We start from the raw sequence: 15,706 nt of genomic DNA, 5'->3' as shown, positions 1-15,706 counted from the left end.
ACGCGGCCTCAGCCGCGCCCGCTGGCCAGTTCCGGCAGGCCATCGCTCAGGCAGACGCGATTGCGCCCGCCGCGCTTGGCCGCATAGAGCGCCCGATCGGCGTCTTCCAGGAGCCCCAGGCCGTGTTCGAGATTGCTCGGCACGGCTACCGCGACCCCGACGCTGATCGACGGCCGCAGGCGGCCCTGCTCGGTCTGCAATTCCAGCCCTGCCACCTCCTGGCGGATGCGCTCCGCCAGCGTCCGGGCCGCCTGCTGGTCGCTCCCGGGCAGGGCGATGACGAATTCCTCGCCGCCATAGCGCGCCGCCACCTCCCCCGCCCGCTGAACGTGCCTGCGCAGCACCTCGGCCACGCACCTCAGGCATTCGTCGCCCAGGGTGTGGCCGTGGGTGTCGTTGACCGCCTTGAAATGATCGATGTCCACCAGGAGCACCGCCAGCGGCCGTTCGGCGCGGATGGCGCGGCGGATCTCCTGCTGGAAGACCCGCTCGAAATGCCGGCGATTGCCGAGTCCGGTCAGGGAATCGGTCTGGCTCTGGTGCAGCAGTTCGCGATTCAGCCGTTCGAGGCTGGCCTTGGCCTGCTGCAACTCGACGGTGCGCAATGCCACGCGCAATTCCAGTTCGACAAAGGAGGCTTCGCGCTCCCGGGCCAGGGCGCTGGAGGCTTCCAGCGCCTGCCGCTGCGCCTCGATCCGCGCCCGGCGTTGCAGACTCAGGCCTTCGGTGAGCCCCAGCGACAGCATCACGAAGCCCAGGGCGAAGCCGGCCATCTGTCCATGGAAGGCCGGACTGTCGGCGGGCAGCCAGCCGGCGACCGCCAGCAGCTGGATCGAGCTGCCCAGCAGCAACAGGGCCCAGGCCGCGCTGAACCACAGCGCCATGCGGCTGCCGCGCAGCGCCAGGTAGGTAGTGGTACCCAGCAGCCCGAGGCAACTCAGCGCCATCATGCCGAGCATTTCCTGGAAGCTCAGCAGGTGCGGCCAGATCAGCGCGATGACCAGCGCCACGTTCCAGTAGCCGATCAGCAGGCGATTGCCGAAATCGATCCAGCGGTCGCCGTGATAGAGGCTGAGCAGGTAGCGCACGAACAATCCGCCACTCAGAAAACACAGGGCGGTAAAGACCAGGTGGGCACGCAGGGCGAAGGCCGGACTCTCCGGCCAGAGTTGCCAGGCGCCATAGCCGCTGGTGACCGCCTGATAGCCGATGACGCTGAGCAGATAGAGGGCATACCAGCCAAAGCCAGAGCGGCGGCCAAAGCTCCATAGCGTGAGGGTCAGCAGCAGCATGGTGATCAGGCAACCAAAGAAGCTGCCGACCAGCCAGGCATCCTGCTGCGCCTCGTGCAGATAGGCGGCCGGCGTCACCAGCCGCAGCGGCAGGACAAAGGTCTCCCGCGAATCCAGCCGCAGGTAGACCTCCTCCACCGCGCCAGCGGTCGGCGCCAGGGCGAACATCAGCTGGCGCCCGGGCAGTGTCCGTTGCGAGGCCGGCAAGGCCAGGCCGCTCTGCTGCAATGGACTCCAGCGGCCATCGGCATCGCGGGTGCGCAGGTCCAGGCGATCCAGCACCGGCCAGCTCGGAATCAGCCACCAGGCCTGGTCATCGCGGCCCTGGATGGCGAAGCGCAGCCAGAGGCCCTGGCGGCCGTCGTGGAGCAGCATTTCCAGTTCATCGGGTGCATGCCAGCCGTCCTCGCCCCCGCGTGGGCGGGCGGCGGCCTCGGCAAAGGTCAGACTGGCCGGCGCCTTGAGGATCTCCAGCGCCGGTCGCGGATCGTAGCTGCGCCCCGGATCCTCGAGCCGCAAGACCTGCGCCTGGCCGTCGAGGGCGATCAGCAGCCATACCAGCAGGTGCAAAGCCCGATTGCGCCCACCGGCGCACAGGGCGGCCAGGAATCCATTCATGGGGCGGCATCCATAGCCTGAAGGAAGGGAAGGCCACGGTAGAACCCGCGGCCTGGAGGAATAGCGTGGTGATAGCATAACGCCACCAACCCCATTCCTGCCAAGGGATTTCTGACCGCGCAAAGGGGCCTGGTCACCTTGCAGACCCCGTGGCATTACCCTATCTGGAAAGCCCTCATGCGAGGTTTTAGCGGTCGCCTAGCGCCATGTTGGGCAGGGCTGCCAGCGGCCGCACGAAGCGGAAGGGAATGGAGACCATTTCACCGCCTTCGTGAGACTGGACCACGAAGTGCAGATGGGGACCGGTGCTGCGTCCGGTGTTGCCCGATTCCGCGAGGGGCGTGCCGACCTCCACCCGCTCGCCCGGCCGCACCTTGACCGACCCACGGCGCAGGTGCAGATAGGCGCTCTGGCTGCCATCCTCGTGAGCGATGCGCACGAAGTTGCCGGAGGGATTGGGACCATGGCCGAACTGGCCGTTTTCCACGTCGATCACCGTGCCGGCACGGGCGGCGCTGATCGGGGTACCCTCGGGCATGGCGATGTCCACCGCATAGCGCCCCTTGGGCGTGTTGTGGCTGAAATCGCCGCCCGCGCCCTGGGTCACGTAGTAGACGCCCTGGCGCCAGGGCCAGGCGTAGCCGTAGCCGATGCCGTTATCGGCACCGCCCGGAACACCGCTCGCCAGCGCTGGCAGGGCGCCGACCGGCAGCTGCGGACTGTAGCTGAAGGCCTGGTCGAAGTGCATGGGAAAGCCCTGCTGCCGCTTGCGGATCACCGCCAGCTGCACCGTGGAGCGTGGCTCGATGACCTGGCGGATCGGGCGCTCGCCACCGGCCACGTTGACGGTGCGCTGCAGGCGCAACTCGACCCGCACGGGCACGTCGAAATCGTTGCGAACCTCGAAAATGCGGCCTTCACTGGCATTGCGCACCTTGAGCTTGACCTGCCCCTTGCGGGCCGGACTCTTGGCGGAAGTCTTGGTCAGGGTCGCCTTTTCGGCCGCCGGCGCGAGGGCGGGCACGGCCAGGGCGAGGCTCAGGCAGGTGATCAGGGCGGTCAGGCGTCGGTCCATGGCATAGGGCCACCATGATGGGCAAGGACAGAACCTAACAAAGCCGTGCAGACTGGGCGATGGCCAAACCACGGCTTTGTGAAGCCGCTGGCAAAGCATCGTCGTAAAAAGCCCTAGTTTTGCAGGGCTTTCGATTGGCTCTTCATACGGAAGGCTGTGACCGTTCCCCGTCCGCATCTGAAGCGCTTGGTGTTTTTCCAAGTGAAAGTCTGGGCTTTCTGTTGGCCGTGCTGTAGAGGGCCTTACACGGTCCTAACAGCTCGTCTGCATTCCGAGCGCCGTCACTCCAGGCAAGTTCTGCCTTTCCCCTATGCCTCACTAGCTCATCAAGATAGGCTTCTATCTTTTCCATTCGATCAGGATCAATCGTGACGTATCCAACCGGGACAGTCACCGCACTGGAGCTGTCGGGTTGCACATGGTACTGAACCACCGCGAGCTGACCTGGGATCAGTAGGATCTCGACTCTAGACGCCATATCGCTGCCCCGATACACAATCCCGTTAGCGATGCGGGTGTGGTACAGCGATTTCAGCCTTTGGCAATCTTTGAAGTCATCGAGCCCCATGATCGCCGTAACCCAGCCACGATCCTCGCCATTCTCGGAAAGGAGCTTCGACAGTTTGAAGCCGAAGTCACGCAGCCCCGTGTTAGCAGCCCATAATGGCACATTGCTGGCGAGCCAAAACGCACGATGGGTATCGTTTGGCTTCCACTGCTTGGATACAGTCTCCAGCATCCGATCTAGCGTCTTCTGATTATTTTTGGCAAAGACAGGCCCGACGATCGCGCGGGTGTCGGTCGAGCCAAAGCCGGTTTTACGATTGGCATGATCGATCAGCCATAGGCCAAGATCCAGGCCGCGATCATCCACGTAGCGCTCAAGCACTGGGTCGTCGAATACACGGCAGTACCGTTCGAGGCTCATACCTGGCACCGGCATCCGCTTACCCAGGTCATTCAGGTAATCGGAGAGCTTGGCCTGGATCTCCATCGACAAGGGCCGATGCCGGGTCGAGCCATCCCCTTCCTGGATGGCTTTGATGACATCGACAGCTCCGTCCTGGTTTGGCTTCACCCAAATGTCGATGTCGATCGGAATCTGCACAAATCTGCCCGTGCCGCAGCTTTCGACCTTGTAGAGACGGGTTTTGCGCTTCTCGAATTCAGGCCTGTTCGAGTAGTCCAGGAACGCCCTGAACTGCCTTCCGAAGGCCTCAGCCACTCGGCCAGGTGCAGGACTATGGTTCTCCGAAGGAATCGGGATCTCGGGAAGGCCATACCGCCCCTTCTGCAGATTCTTGCTGGGCATCACCGTTACCGTGAGCGCCTCGAAGACTACGCTTTCGTTTTTGGTCTCGTACTTGGTGAGGCTCGGTGTGGCATCAGGATTGCCCTTGGTACGGTCAAGCAGGATGGTGCTCGGCACAAGGTTGTTCTGGTCGTTGTACTTCACCAGTTTGTTTTTGGTGAGCGTGTCGATGAGAACCTCAATCTCTCGCGCGTTGATGTCGAAGTAACCCTGGAGCTCGCTGGGTGCAAGTTCTCCCATCGCGATTAGCAGACGGCAGGTAAATTCCTCAATCGCGGGCAGCGGTATTTCCTGCGTCCAGGCACAGCCGATGTCATACCGGTAGGCAGGGATCATCAGGGAGATGACGTTACACAGGCGGGTACCACCCTGTTCGTTGTTTTCGTGCGTTTCAAACATGGCGGTTGCCCTCAATCACAGTGGTGCCATCCACCAGCTCGTATTCCTCTTTGCCAGCGGCAATTTGCTTGGCAATGAAACCCAACACATCGGCCAGAGCTGATTGCTGATTGCCGGCCTCCCACATCTGCTTGGAGCCAATGATGACAAGGCGCTCCTGTGCGCGTGAGAGCGACACGTTGATCCGGGACGGCTCAATCAGGAAGCCCTGTTTTCGCTGAGGATTGTGGCGTACCAGATTCAGGATGATGATCTGGCGCTCCTGGCCCTGATAGGAGTCGACCGTCGCGATATCAATCAAATCGCGCAGGGGCGCCATCCATTCCTGACGCGACATCTCGGTCTCGATGATCTTCTTTTGCGCGCTGTACATGACGATGATCCCGATCGGATAGGGATGCTTTTCGCTCTTGGTCTCTTTCAGTTTGTCCAATGAGGAGGAGTTTGCGATCTTGCGCAACAGATCCATGCAAACCTGCATCTCGTGGATGTTGATGTACTTGCCGCTACCTTTGCTTAGATCCTCTTCCCACACCGAGCGGGCGCCAGAGCCACTGTCGATCCAGCTCACCGGCTTATTCATGGGATAGGGCAATTCGCTGAACCAGGGCTTCGCCGCTTCTCGATGGCTGCGCAGCTTGCCGCCATAGAAGCAGTGGCTGATCACCTCCCCGATGGGCTCGATCATGCGGTACTGGGTATCCAGCGTGACCCCATCGTTCGCGATGAAGGCTCGTTCGAAGTCAGTTTTCTTGACCTCGGCCTCATCGATCTTCAAGTGTCGTGCGACATGCTTGATCTGATGATTGTCGTAATGAGGCGGAAGCTGGCGATGGTCGCCGACCAGTAGAGCGCGCTTGGCGCACTGCAGCACGATCATCAGCTCCGAGGCCTGTGCCCTACCCGCCTCGTCCACGATGACCCAATCAAAGCTTTGCTCTTCGATGTTCAGCCAGCGGGCGCCCATGCCTACCAGCGTGCCCGTGACCAGCTGACTAGTCTTTACGAAGAACTGGTCAAAACTACCCTGACCAGAGGTCAGTACATCAATCCAATCCTTGCTGATAGTGATCAGCTGCATCAAGCGTTGCAGCGCCAGCTGGTTCGTGACGCCGTGCATGATCGCTATCTGCCTGACCAGCTCCTTCCAGTAGCCAGGATTGACGACTTCAGGCAGAGAGAATTCATAGCCCCGCGTGCGGATGATGTTCTCGACAATGGCCACACCGTCGGTAATGCCCCGAGAATACTCATCTTTCTTGATGTGGTAGTCGGTCGTTTGCTCACCACGCTTCTCCAGGAGCAACAGCTTATCCCCTAGTGTCGCGATGCGGGCCAACAGCGGGCTGATACTGCGATGAAGCTTGGCTACTTCCTCGACGAAGTCCTTATCGAGAAGCAAGCGCTTCGCCAGGGCATTGATGCGCTTTTCATACTCCCGCTGGAATTTGTGCTGCATGCGCATCTGCAAAGCACTGGGATGGCACTGCAACAGCTTCTCGTCAATCTGGTGCTCCCGACCAAGGCGCACCACACTGATCGTGTTGCCCATCTCCTCACAGAGCTCGCGAGCCTTGATGGCCACGGTGTCGACGGAGGTATGTGATTGGCCGACTAGCAAGATGTTGCGCGCCAGGTTATTGCTGAACAAGTAATCAATTAGCTTGCTAACGAAGCTCGTTTTCCCGGTGCCGGGCGGCCCCTGAATAACTTGGAGCGGTGCCCGGCTGATAACCTGCTGAAACGCAACAATCTGCTGTGGATTTAGAACTTCAGGCGAACCCTTGTAGTTGTCGTATCTGCTACGGATGGACTCTTCCGAGGGCACCGCGTGATGAGGGCGTGCACTTATTTCACCCTCTTCATCGAAATAAGAAGGCAGCGACGGAATCCGTGCTTTACCCGCCAGTACGCTGTCCATCGCACGCTGCCGGCGAAAGCGAGACGCGTGATTAAGTTTGGATTCAAAAAAGAGCTCTGTGCCTGCAGGGATTTTCTTGCGGAAAGAGCCCAGTGATTCCCCCTGCGGTTTTACGGCAAGGGTGATACCGCCCGATTCCTCAGGCACGACCCAGCCAAAGTGGCGCTGATCGCTCGCCAGGTAGATGCCGATCTCCTCGTCTTCGCCGCCCGAGAAATCTAGCTCGTTACCCGACTTGAGGACGCAGGGGATGTGCCAGTGACCCGTCTTGCTTTCGGTAATGGCGCCTTCACCTACCTCAACCTTGAGGCGTTGTTCACCCTCGGTTTTGAGAAGCGCCTGCCAGATATGGTGGGGCTTGATGGTCTGCGCAACCGTTTCGCTCTCATCAAGGTCGAGAGTCCCTTCCTCGTCCAGGCCAAACATCTCGTCGAGCAGATCGATGACGTCATCTTGATTCAAGACGAAGTTCAGCAGCGAGTCCGGCAAGTTGTGAGGTGTGAGGCCGCGTTGAATCATGACCGGACGGGTAAAGGTTGCCGCTGCGCGAAATGCCGCCTGGGCGTACTCGTGCAAACTGGTCTCTTCGATCCATGCGGTGGTGATGAATCGCTTCTCGGGGTTTATCCGAAAACGGAGCTTCTGGTAATTCCCGGTCAAGGTGCAAAAGAGCTCACCTACGTACTTGTCCGAAATCTGCACGTTGAGGTGGTATTCAAGACCCGATTCCTGAAACAGAGCGGGCTGTTCTGGAAGCGAATTGTTCGGGAAAACAAGCCTTATGGGTGGCTCCTCGGGCTTTTCAGGCTCATCCTTTTTGGCGAGCAGCTGATCGATGCAAGCCTTAAGCAGGCCAAGCTCTACCGGCACTCCATAGGGCTGCTCCGCCGCCGCCTGGATCTCAGATTCAAGCTCGACAGGGATCTCATCGCCAAAGAGCTCTGCGACCATGCGGTAAACGGCAAATTTGTCGCGGCCAAAGCTATCGGTTGCGGCAGGGTTGGACGGGCCGTAGCTGGTGTTATGCGGCTCGGATGCGCCACCCCAGTCTAGGGCGTCGATCAGCACGAGTTTGGCTGACGGGATGCCCTCCTCGGCATCACTGGTCTGCACGAGTACGTTATCAGGGTGGAGGTCGCCGTGTGCAAATTCACTGGCATGGATCTTCAGGATGATGTCGCACAGCTGCTGCGCGATGCCAAGGCGCTCCTCGACCATTACGAGGTCGCCGACATAATCCGCCCAGGTTTGGCCTTCTTCGTAACGCGTGACGATGAACAACCCTTCGCCTTGGCCAAACATGCCGTGTTTGAGCACCTGGGTGATTGGCAGCGCATTGTTGATGGCTGTCTCGATGCGCATACGCATCCGCAAGAGACGCCGGTTGATGCCCGGATTTTTTCCGTCGATAGCGGCTTTCTGCCAGAACTTCAGGTACCCCTGCTCACCGCCGACGGTGCAGCGGTAAGCGATTTTTTCGCCCATGAGCGGCGGCGCCGCGCCTGGGATAGGCGGAAAGTGCGTAATCAGGTAGAAGGGGCTGAGGTCGCTCTTTATGAAATCACCAGCGGTAAGGCCTGCGATAACCTCTGCGTTGTCATCGAACAGTCGATCATCACCGAGGGCGATCGTGTTGAAGGTCGCATGCATATCGGCAGCGTTCGCAAAGCGGTTCTGGTGTTCCAGATCCATGGCCTTGGCGAAGAAAGCGTCAAGCTTCCCTTCAAACGGATCGTTCTCGACAGGTGTCCAGACGCACAACCCCTCTTCAGTTTTCATTTTCTGGTCAGGGAAGCAGATCTTGTGCGCAACGATGGCAAGCAGGTAGACGTCTTGGGCAAAAGGATCGTGAATATCTCCATCCTCGCCATAAACGTCTTCTGGAAGCAGCGACTGATTACTTTTGATCAGGCTGCTGAGCTCCTTCACAGTACCTTTTTCGGGCAGGAAAGCATTGTGGAAGCCACTGACCAGGATATGGGCGCTGTCTTCGGCGTACCAGAGCACTTGTGGCTGGATATCGCGGTGCGCCACAGACATCGTGTGCATTTCGGCAAAGGGCTGTAGCAACGCGCGGACGATGTCCAGCTTCTGCTCGGGCGACCACTTATGAGCGTTGCCGGCGATGAAGTCGCTCAGGCGACGTGTATTGCTCTTGAGCTCGTAGGCCGCAACACAGTCTTCGCCGATGTTGTCTTCGTCAGGCGCTTCGATTGGCCTGAGCATGTAATTCTGGAGGGTGCTGTTGGTCGCAGAGGCGGTGCGGTAGAGATGATCTTCCCGAGTCACGATTCGCTGCCAGATAGCGTCCTCGCGATGTATCAGGCCCAGAACCGTCAGATCCCAGCGGCGTATCAGCGCTTTCTGGTTGTGGTATTTCTCGTGCTCAGCAGAGTATTCGGAGAATAGGCCATTTCCATGCTGGTGATCCGGGGTATCCGTAAGGGCGCGATAGCCCTTGATCTTAAACGTAGCGGGCTCTACACGCGTCCCGGTGAAGAATGCATCGAAGTGCTTGAGGTTCGCGGGATCATTAGGTCGCTTGAAGTTGATTCCGTCGAACCGAAGGAATTGATGCCCCGTGATCAGTTTGGCGTAACCAGCCTCCCCTCGGATGGTCATGAACTCATCAAGGGTATGGACGAAAAGCCGATCGTTTGGCTGCAGAGTGGCTGGCTTCGAGGTACCACACATTACGACATGGGCTTCGACGCTAGGATAAAAACCGAGCTTGTGCTGCAGCTCCGTCTGAATGATCTTCAGCAGGCGCAGCGCCTGGTCGCGCTTGGTGTGGTAGGGACTCTTTGAACGGCGCTTGCCGTTTACATACCAATTTCCGTTGTAGGAGGTGAGCTCACCATTCCAGTTTTTGAGCTCAACGACCAAGAGCCGGTCGTGGGTCACGATCAGCAGGTCGAATTCCATCGAGCCTTGCGAGTCCGTTACAAGGACAGAGGCATAGGCGTGCCAGGAGTCGCGAAGCTCCGCCTCCATTCGAGCGACCGCCTTGGTCTCACTGCCGTGGAGCCCTTGGCCTCTAACGATGATCTTCATGCCGCGTCCTCGTGTTTCGGGAGGCTAGGCATCTGCTTAGGCATCCTGCCTCCATCAATGCAATCCGTGTCTTGGAGCAGCAGCTTGTCGATAAAGGCTGACTTTTCCGGGTGATCGCATCCTAGCCTAAGACTGGCTTGGCGGGAAGATGTGAAGCGCGTCAATTTTTTGCAAATTCTGAAGCAACAAAACCGCCGTTTTGATTTTATATCAATGTGAATTTTAGATTTTTTACAATATAAAATATATTTTTAAATTGACCAGCCCAGCCAATTGCTCTGCCACTGCGATCTTATCAACAGCAACACGGTTATCGATAACAGCCTAATATTGAATACATAAACCGGCACCTGATCAAACTTAATTTTCTTTGCAGGTCACAAAAAGATTTGCTCCAGATACTCGCAAAGCATTTAAGTTTTCGGCAGCCATATACTACTATGCCTAAATTTTTATTTTTCCAGCTTCCCTGTGAATCACACCACAAGCCCGACCCAAGTCGCCCTTTAAGTGTTAGCGAAGCTTTTCGATGCCAGCACATCAATTAAAGGTTACCGCGACCTCTAAGCTACTCTCAACCCCTAGTTCGTACGAGAACCAAAGTTTCTTTGGTTCGATACTCATCAAATAAATGACCAGTGATGATTGGCTGGTGATCAGCAAGACTTGCAATTGGATCTGTTAGTTAGCGCTTTCAGGATCATCTAATTTACGTAGAAACAGCAGTGACCGATGACCTATCAAAAACTATTTGCATGACGCGACCAGTTAGCTTTTTTGACAAAAACACTGCCGGTCAACTCACGGCCTTACTTGTGCATGATATGGAGCGCGGCGTAGAGCAAGCGTATCCAATAACAGTATTAGCGTACTCCTCAAGTCGAAGGCGCTATTTATTCCATCGTACGTCGATCCGCACGCATCCCTAGGCCTCAGCTGATATAGCGATGGCCTATGAGGGATGAGGGATGAGGGATCATCTATCACACGGCGTCAGGGTCGCCTTTTCGGCAGCCGGCGCGAGGGCGGGCACGGCCAGGGCGAGGCTCAGGCAGGTGATCAGGGCGGTCAGGCGTCGGTCCATGGCATAGGGCCACCATGATGGGCAAGGACAGAACCTAACAAAGCCCAGCAAGGCGGGCGACGGTCAAACCTCGGCTTTGTGAAGCCGCTGGCAAAGCATCGTCGTGAATAAAAAAGCGTGGCACTCAAATCCCTGTGCCACGCTGCCACCGATCGGACGGTAGTTCAAATACAGGCCTGATGGTTCAGGCAGGTCAGCCAAGCGGCGGGTGTTCTGTGCGACACTCCCGCAAGAGGCAGGTTTTCGGCGTGCAGAGGGATCACCCCTTGGGCGCGCCCAATGCTCCGGCCATAGTGCTGCAGGTTAGGCCCTGGCACCTTGACCCTGCCCAACCGAAACGGACAGCTGTTATGCAGGAACAGACAATCGACCCGACGCGGAGCGTGGTGGCGGATGCCCCCGTTCCGCCCGCCGGGCCGCTGGTATCCCAGCTAGGCACCTTCGCCCATGGCCAGGTGTGGCCGCCGCACGTGCACGATCAGGCGCACCTGATGTACACGGTCAACGGCGTGCTGGAGGTCACCACCCACGAAGGGGTCTGGTACGTACCGCCCAAGCAGGCGATCTGGATTCCGCCGCGCATCGAGCACCAGGCGCGGGCCAATGGCGAGGCCACCCTGCAGGTGGTGATCATCGAATTGCCGAGCGGCCTGCCCTGTCCCCAGGCGGCTACCCGCATGGTGCTCATCTCGCCGCTGCTGCGCGAACTGCTGCGCTGCCTGAGACGCGGCGGCGCGGCCTACAGCGAAGCCGAGCTGGGCAGCCACGTACGGGCGCTGATGCTGGCGGAGCTGGTGTTTCTTGAAGAGACCGCGCTGCACCTGCCGGCGCTGGCCGACCGGCGCCTGCGTGCCATCCAGACCAGCCTGCACGCCGACCCCGCCGACGACACGGCGCTGGCGACCTGGGCGCAGCAGTTGCACCTCTGCTCGCGCAGCCTGGCGCGGCTGTTTCTCAAGGAGACCGGCACCAGCTTTTCCACCTGGCGCCAGCACACCCGGCTGATGCTGGCCCTGCCGCGGCTGGCCGCCGGCGAGTCGGTGACGCGGGTAGCCCTGGATCTGGGCTATGCCTCGCCGTCAGCCTTTACCCGGATGTTCCGCCGGGTGCTGGGCGTCTCGCCGAGCGAGTACCTCGACGCCCAGGGCTGAAACTAGGCAAGGGTCAGAGCCTGCTCAAAGGCTAGCGAGCTAGAGCCAAACAAGGCCTAGGCGGCCCCACGAAAAGCCCTGAGGAAGCGGATCGGACCCGCGCCTGGGTTTACAGATGGTAAATGAGCATTAAGACGGGGCCGCCCAGGCGGGGCTGGCCTTCCAGGGGCTTTCCGACGCCGTTTGGCCGACGCGCAGCAGCCTTTGAACAGGCTCTCAGGGGCCGCCGACGGCGAAGTTCGGCAGGCTGTCCACCGCCTGGGCGAAGCGGAAGGGAATGGATTCGACCGCCTCGCCGGTGTTGCGCTGGACCACGAAGTGCAGGTGGGGCCCGGTGCTGCGCCCGGTGTTGCCCGAAGACGCCAGCGGCTGGCCCGGGCGCACCCACTGGCCTTCGGCGACCTTGATCGAACCGCGCTGCAGGTGCAGGTAGACGCTCATGGTGCCGTCGTCGTGGAGGATGCGCACGAAGTTGCCGGAGGGGTGGGTGCCGCGCCCGTCCTGGTCGTTCTCCACCTCCACCACCTGGCCGGCGCGCGAGACCACGATGGGCGTGCCCTCGGGCATGGCGATGTCCACCGCATAGCGACTCTTGGGCGTGTTGTGGCTGAAGCCACCGCCGGCGCCCTGGCTGACGTTGAAGGGACCGCCCAGCCAGGGCAGCGGATAGGCGAAACCGGAGGCGAAGACAGGGGTGGCACTGCCCATCAGGGTGGTGAGCTGCGGGGTATAGCGCTGCGGACGGCCCGGGTCGGGCGCGATCAGCGTCGCCAGACGGGTCAGGCTGCGCGCCGGCAGGACCTTGCGGATGGGCGCCGCGCCCACCCCGCTGACGTTCTGCAGCGCCGAGAGGCGCAGGGTGACGGTCACCGGCAGGAAACTGTCGTTGCGCACCTCCAGCACCGTGCCGCCGGCATAGTGCCGCGGCTGCAGCTTGACCCGCTGGTCGAGCCGCTCGATGGGATCGTCGCTGAAGGTCATCACCTTGGCGCCCTTCTGCGCCTTGTCGGTGTAGGTGACCACGCCGTTGGCATCGACGTACTTGTAGATGGGCGCCGCCAGGGCGGGACCCGCGAGGGCGAGCGACAGCAGCAGGCGACAGGCAAGGGGCATGGGCAGGGCGTCAGAAATCCGCGGTGTCTCAGCGCGAAGCAGTCTCCGTGCCAGGCCCTTCATCGCGCCGCCCTGCCCTAGGCGCCCGGCACGTAGTGCCGCTGGGCGGTGCCCTTGGCGATCAGCCGCGACAGGTAGTCGAGCTTGGCCGGGTCCCGGTCGATGAAGCGGAAGTTGACCTGCACCCACTCGCTGGCCGGCGTCGCTTCCACCGCGCTGAGGGAATGCAGATAGCCATTGAGGCGCGCCACGTCATTGCCGTCTTCGCCCTGCTCCAGGTCGAGCACGGCGGTTTCCAGGATCTGCGGCAGCGGATCGCCACGGCGCACCACCAGCAGGGCTTCCTTGATGCTGATGGCCTTGATCAGACAGGCCATGCTGGCGTTGGGCAGGCGCAACTGGCCCTGACCGAAGTTGGCGGCGGCCTTGCCACGGGCGGGTGGCGGCGGCGCGGTGCTGGTGAGCAGGGCGGCACTGGAGGCGGCGGCCGGCGCCGCGACCGGTGCGGCGGCGGGCTGGACCACGTCGCTGCGGCCAGCGGTCAGGGCACCGAGGGAGTCATTGGCGAAGCCGGTGGCCGGGCGCGGCTGGGCGCCGGCCTGCAGCTCGGCGAGCTTGCCGGTGCGCTGCAGGGCCTTCTTGACCTTGGCCGCCAGCTGTTCGTTGGAGAACGGCTTGCCCATGTAGTCGGACACGCCGGCCTGGATGGCCTGGACGACGTTTTCCTTGTCGCCGCGGCTGGTGACCATGATGAAGGGCACGCCCTTGTGGTCCGGCTGGGCACGAAACCAGCTCAGCAGTTCCAGACCGGTCATGCCGGGCATTTCCCAGTCGCAGAGGATGAGGTCGAAGCGCTGCTTGCCGAGCAGTGTCTGGGCGCGGCGACCATCGGCCGCCTCGTCCACCGTCAGCCCGGGAAACAGATTGCGCAGGCCCTTCTTGATCAGATCGCGAATGAAGGGCGCATCATCCACCACCAGTACGTTCAACTTGCTCATCGGTCACTCCATGCCAAGTCTTCCAGCATAGCAGGCAGGTCCGGGACGACACCCGGGGAGTGACCGGGCGGATCATTCGCGCGACCGATTGACCTCTTCGGCCATGCGCTTGAGGCCCATGTGCCGTACGTCGGTGCCCTGCACCAGGTAGATCACCAGTTCGGCGATGTTGCGCGCATGGTCGCCGACCCGTTCCAGCGAGCGCAGCACCCAGATGATGCTCAGCACGCGGGAGATCGAGCGCGGGTCTTCCATCATGTAGGTGGCCAGTTCGCGCAGCGCGGACTTGTATTCGCGGTCGATCAGCTTGTCGTACTGGGCCACCGAGAGGGCCAGGTCGGCGTCGAAGCGGGCGAAGGCGTCCAGCGCCTGGTGGACCATCTTGCGCACCTGTTCGCCGATGTGGCGGACCTCGACGTAGCCGCGCGGGGCCTCGCCGTCCTCGGTCAGCTCGATGGCGCGACGGGCGATCTTGGAGGCCTCGTCGCCGATGCGCTCCAGGTCGATCACCGACTTGGAGATGCTGATGATCAGGCGCAGGTCGGAGGCCGCGGGCTGACGGCGAGCGAGGATGCGCAGGCATTCCTCGTCGATGCCGCGCTCCATGATGTCGATCTGGTCGTCGATGGTGCGTACCTGGCGCGCCAGGCCGGCGTCGGCGTCGATCACCGCGCGCACGGCGTCGCTGACCTGCTTTTCCACCAGACCGCCCATGGCCAGCAGGTGGCTGCGGACCTCTTCCAGTTCGACGTTGTATTGCTGGGAGATGTGCTGCGTGTGGCCTTCTTTGTTGATCATGCTGTCAGTCCTGCCTGAGAGGAGCGAGTCGCCGGGTGGGGCACCGGCCTGCCTGGAACTAGCCGTAGCGGCCGGTGATGTAGTCTTCGGTCTGCCGCTTCGCCGGATTGGTGAAGAGGGTGTCGGTGTCGCCGTGTTCGACCAGCTGGCCCATGTACATGAAGGCGGTGTAGTCGGAGACCCGCGCCGCCTGCTGCATGTTGTGGGTGACGATGACGATGGTGTACCGCTGTTTCAGTTCGTGGATCAGCTCTTCCACCTTGAGGGTGGAGATGGGATCCAGCGCCGAACAGGGTTCGTCGAGCAGGAGCACATCGGGCTGCACGGCGATGGTGCGGGCGATCACCAGGCGCTGCTGCTGGCCGCCGGAAAGGCCCAGCGCCGACTCGTGCAGGCGATCCTTGACCTCTTCCCACAGCGCCGCGCCGTGCAGCGCCCATTCCACCGCCTCGTCGAGCACCCGCTTCTGCTTGATGCCCTGGATGCGCAGGCCGTAGACGACGTTCTCGTAGATGCTCTTGGGAAAGGGATTGGGCTTCTGGAACACCATGCCCACGCGCCGCCGCAACTCGGCGATCTCGGTGCCGCGGGCATAGATGTTCTGGCCGTCGAGCAGGATCTCGCCGTCGATGCGGCAGTCTTCCACCAGGTCGTTCATGCGATTGAAGCAGCGCAGCAGGGTCGACTTGCCGCAGCCGCTGGGGCCGATGAAGGCGGTGACCCGCTGCCGCGGGATCTCCAGGGCGATGTCGTGCAGGGCCTGCTTCTTGCCGTAGAACAGATTGAGCCGCGGCACCGACAGGGCCACGCCACCTTCGTTCGCCGCAGGCTGGGCGCTGGCCGCGTAGGCGGCGGCGGTTCTGAAGATGGAGGAATCGGAAGGCATGGGTT

The 15,706-nt window shown here is 61.0% G+C and carries 9 protein-coding genes; 1 reads left to right on the top strand and 8 read right to left on the bottom strand.

The features are described from left to right. Positions 1-8: 8 nt before the first annotated feature. The 4 genes from CFE50_RS00250 to CFE50_RS00235 all read right to left on the bottom strand — a co-directional run bounded on the left by CFE50_RS00250 (position 9) and on the right by CFE50_RS00235 (position 9,671). A complete protein-coding gene (locus CFE50_RS00250) occupies positions 9-1,910 on the bottom strand; it encodes a sensor domain-containing diguanylate cyclase (protein WP_286729431.1) in 1,902 nt (633 codons plus the stop codon). A 187-nt stretch (positions 1,911-2,097) separates the two neighbouring features. After that, complete coding sequence (locus CFE50_RS00245; protein WP_286729428.1) at positions 2,098-2,985, bottom strand: M23 family metallopeptidase; 888 nt, start codon at positions 2,983-2,985, stop codon at positions 2,098-2,100. 142 nt (positions 2,986-3,127) lie between these two features. Next, the gene (locus CFE50_RS00240) at positions 3,128-4,696 is read right to left on the bottom strand and encodes a hypothetical protein (protein WP_286729426.1); all 1,569 of its coding nucleotides are present in this window, start codon (positions 4,694-4,696) and stop codon (positions 3,128-3,130) included. Next, complete coding sequence (locus tag CFE50_RS00235; RefSeq protein ID WP_286729422.1) at positions 4,689-9,671, bottom strand: AAA domain-containing protein; 4,983 nt, start codon at positions 9,669-9,671, stop codon at positions 4,689-4,691. Before CFE50_RS00235 ends, CFE50_RS00240 begins: the two co-directional genes overlap by 8 nt. A gap of 1,434 nt (positions 9,672-11,105) precedes the next feature. On the opposite strand from CFE50_RS00235, the gene CFE50_RS00230 reads away from it, so the two are divergent. Then, positions 11,106-11,906, top strand: coding sequence for a helix-turn-helix domain-containing protein (locus CFE50_RS00230; protein ID WP_286729419.1), 801 nt, complete (start codon positions 11,106-11,108; stop codon positions 11,904-11,906). A gap of 216 nt (positions 11,907-12,122) precedes the next feature. Here CFE50_RS00230 and CFE50_RS00225 read toward each other — a convergent pair whose 3' ends face one another. The 4 genes from CFE50_RS00225 to pstB all read right to left on the bottom strand — a co-directional run bounded on the left by CFE50_RS00225 (position 12,123) and on the right by pstB (position 15,701). After that, on the bottom strand, positions 12,123-13,019 hold the full coding sequence (locus CFE50_RS00225) for a peptidoglycan DD-metalloendopeptidase family protein (protein WP_286729416.1): 897 nt from the start codon (positions 13,017-13,019) through the stop codon (positions 12,123-12,125). 77 nt (positions 13,020-13,096) lie between these two features. Continuing rightward, entirely contained in the window at positions 13,097-14,017 is a 921-nt protein-coding gene (locus CFE50_RS00220) for a response regulator (RefSeq protein ID WP_286729414.1), read from the bottom strand. Positions 14,018-14,089: 72 nt separating this feature from the next. Then, positions 14,090-14,815, bottom strand: a complete 726-nt coding sequence (phoU, locus tag CFE50_RS00215; protein WP_241808632.1) for a phosphate signaling complex protein PhoU — start codon at positions 14,813-14,815, stop codon at positions 14,090-14,092. Between the two features lie 58 nt (positions 14,816-14,873). Continuing rightward, positions 14,874-15,701, bottom strand: coding sequence for a phosphate ABC transporter ATP-binding protein PstB (gene pstB / locus CFE50_RS00210; RefSeq protein ID WP_241808631.1), 828 nt, complete (start codon positions 15,699-15,701; stop codon positions 14,874-14,876). Positions 15,702-15,706 lie beyond the last annotated feature (5 nt).

The organism is Pseudomonas sp. PGPPP4 (assembly GCF_002256045.1).
Taxonomy (GTDB): Bacteria; Pseudomonadota; Gammaproteobacteria; order Pseudomonadales; family Pseudomonadaceae; genus Chryseomonas; species Chryseomonas oryzihabitans.
Note: the sequence above shows the minus strand (reverse complement) of the source record. Positions and strands in the feature narration are given on the sequence as shown.

Coding starts and splice junctions, on each gene's coding strand:
- CFE50_RS00250 (WP_286729431.1), bottom strand. CDS start 1,910: ATGAATGGATTCCTGGCCGCCCTGTGCGCCGGTGGGCGCAATCGGGCT.
- CFE50_RS00245 (WP_286729428.1), bottom strand. CDS start 2,985: ATGGACCGACGCCTGACCGCCCTGATCACCTGCCTGAGCCTCGCCCTG.
- CFE50_RS00240 (WP_286729426.1), bottom strand. CDS start 4,696: ATGTTTGAAACGCACGAAAACAACGAACAGGGTGGTACCCGCCTGTGT.
- CFE50_RS00235 (WP_286729422.1), bottom strand. CDS start 9,671: ATGAAGATCATCGTTAGAGGCCAAGGGCTCCACGGCAGTGAGACCAAG.
- CFE50_RS00230 (WP_286729419.1), top strand. CDS start 11,106: ATGCAGGAACAGACAATCGACCCGACGCGGAGCGTGGTGGCGGATGCC.
- CFE50_RS00225 (WP_286729416.1), bottom strand. CDS start 13,019: ATGCCCCTTGCCTGTCGCCTGCTGCTGTCGCTCGCCCTCGCGGGTCCC.
- CFE50_RS00220 (WP_286729414.1), bottom strand. CDS start 14,017: ATGAGCAAGTTGAACGTACTGGTGGTGGATGATGCGCCCTTCATTCGC.
- phoU (WP_241808632.1), bottom strand. CDS start 14,815: ATGATCAACAAAGAAGGCCACACGCAGCACATCTCCCAGCAATACAAC.
- pstB (WP_241808631.1), bottom strand. CDS start 15,701: ATGCCTTCCGATTCCTCCATCTTCAGAACCGCCGCCGCCTACGCGGCC.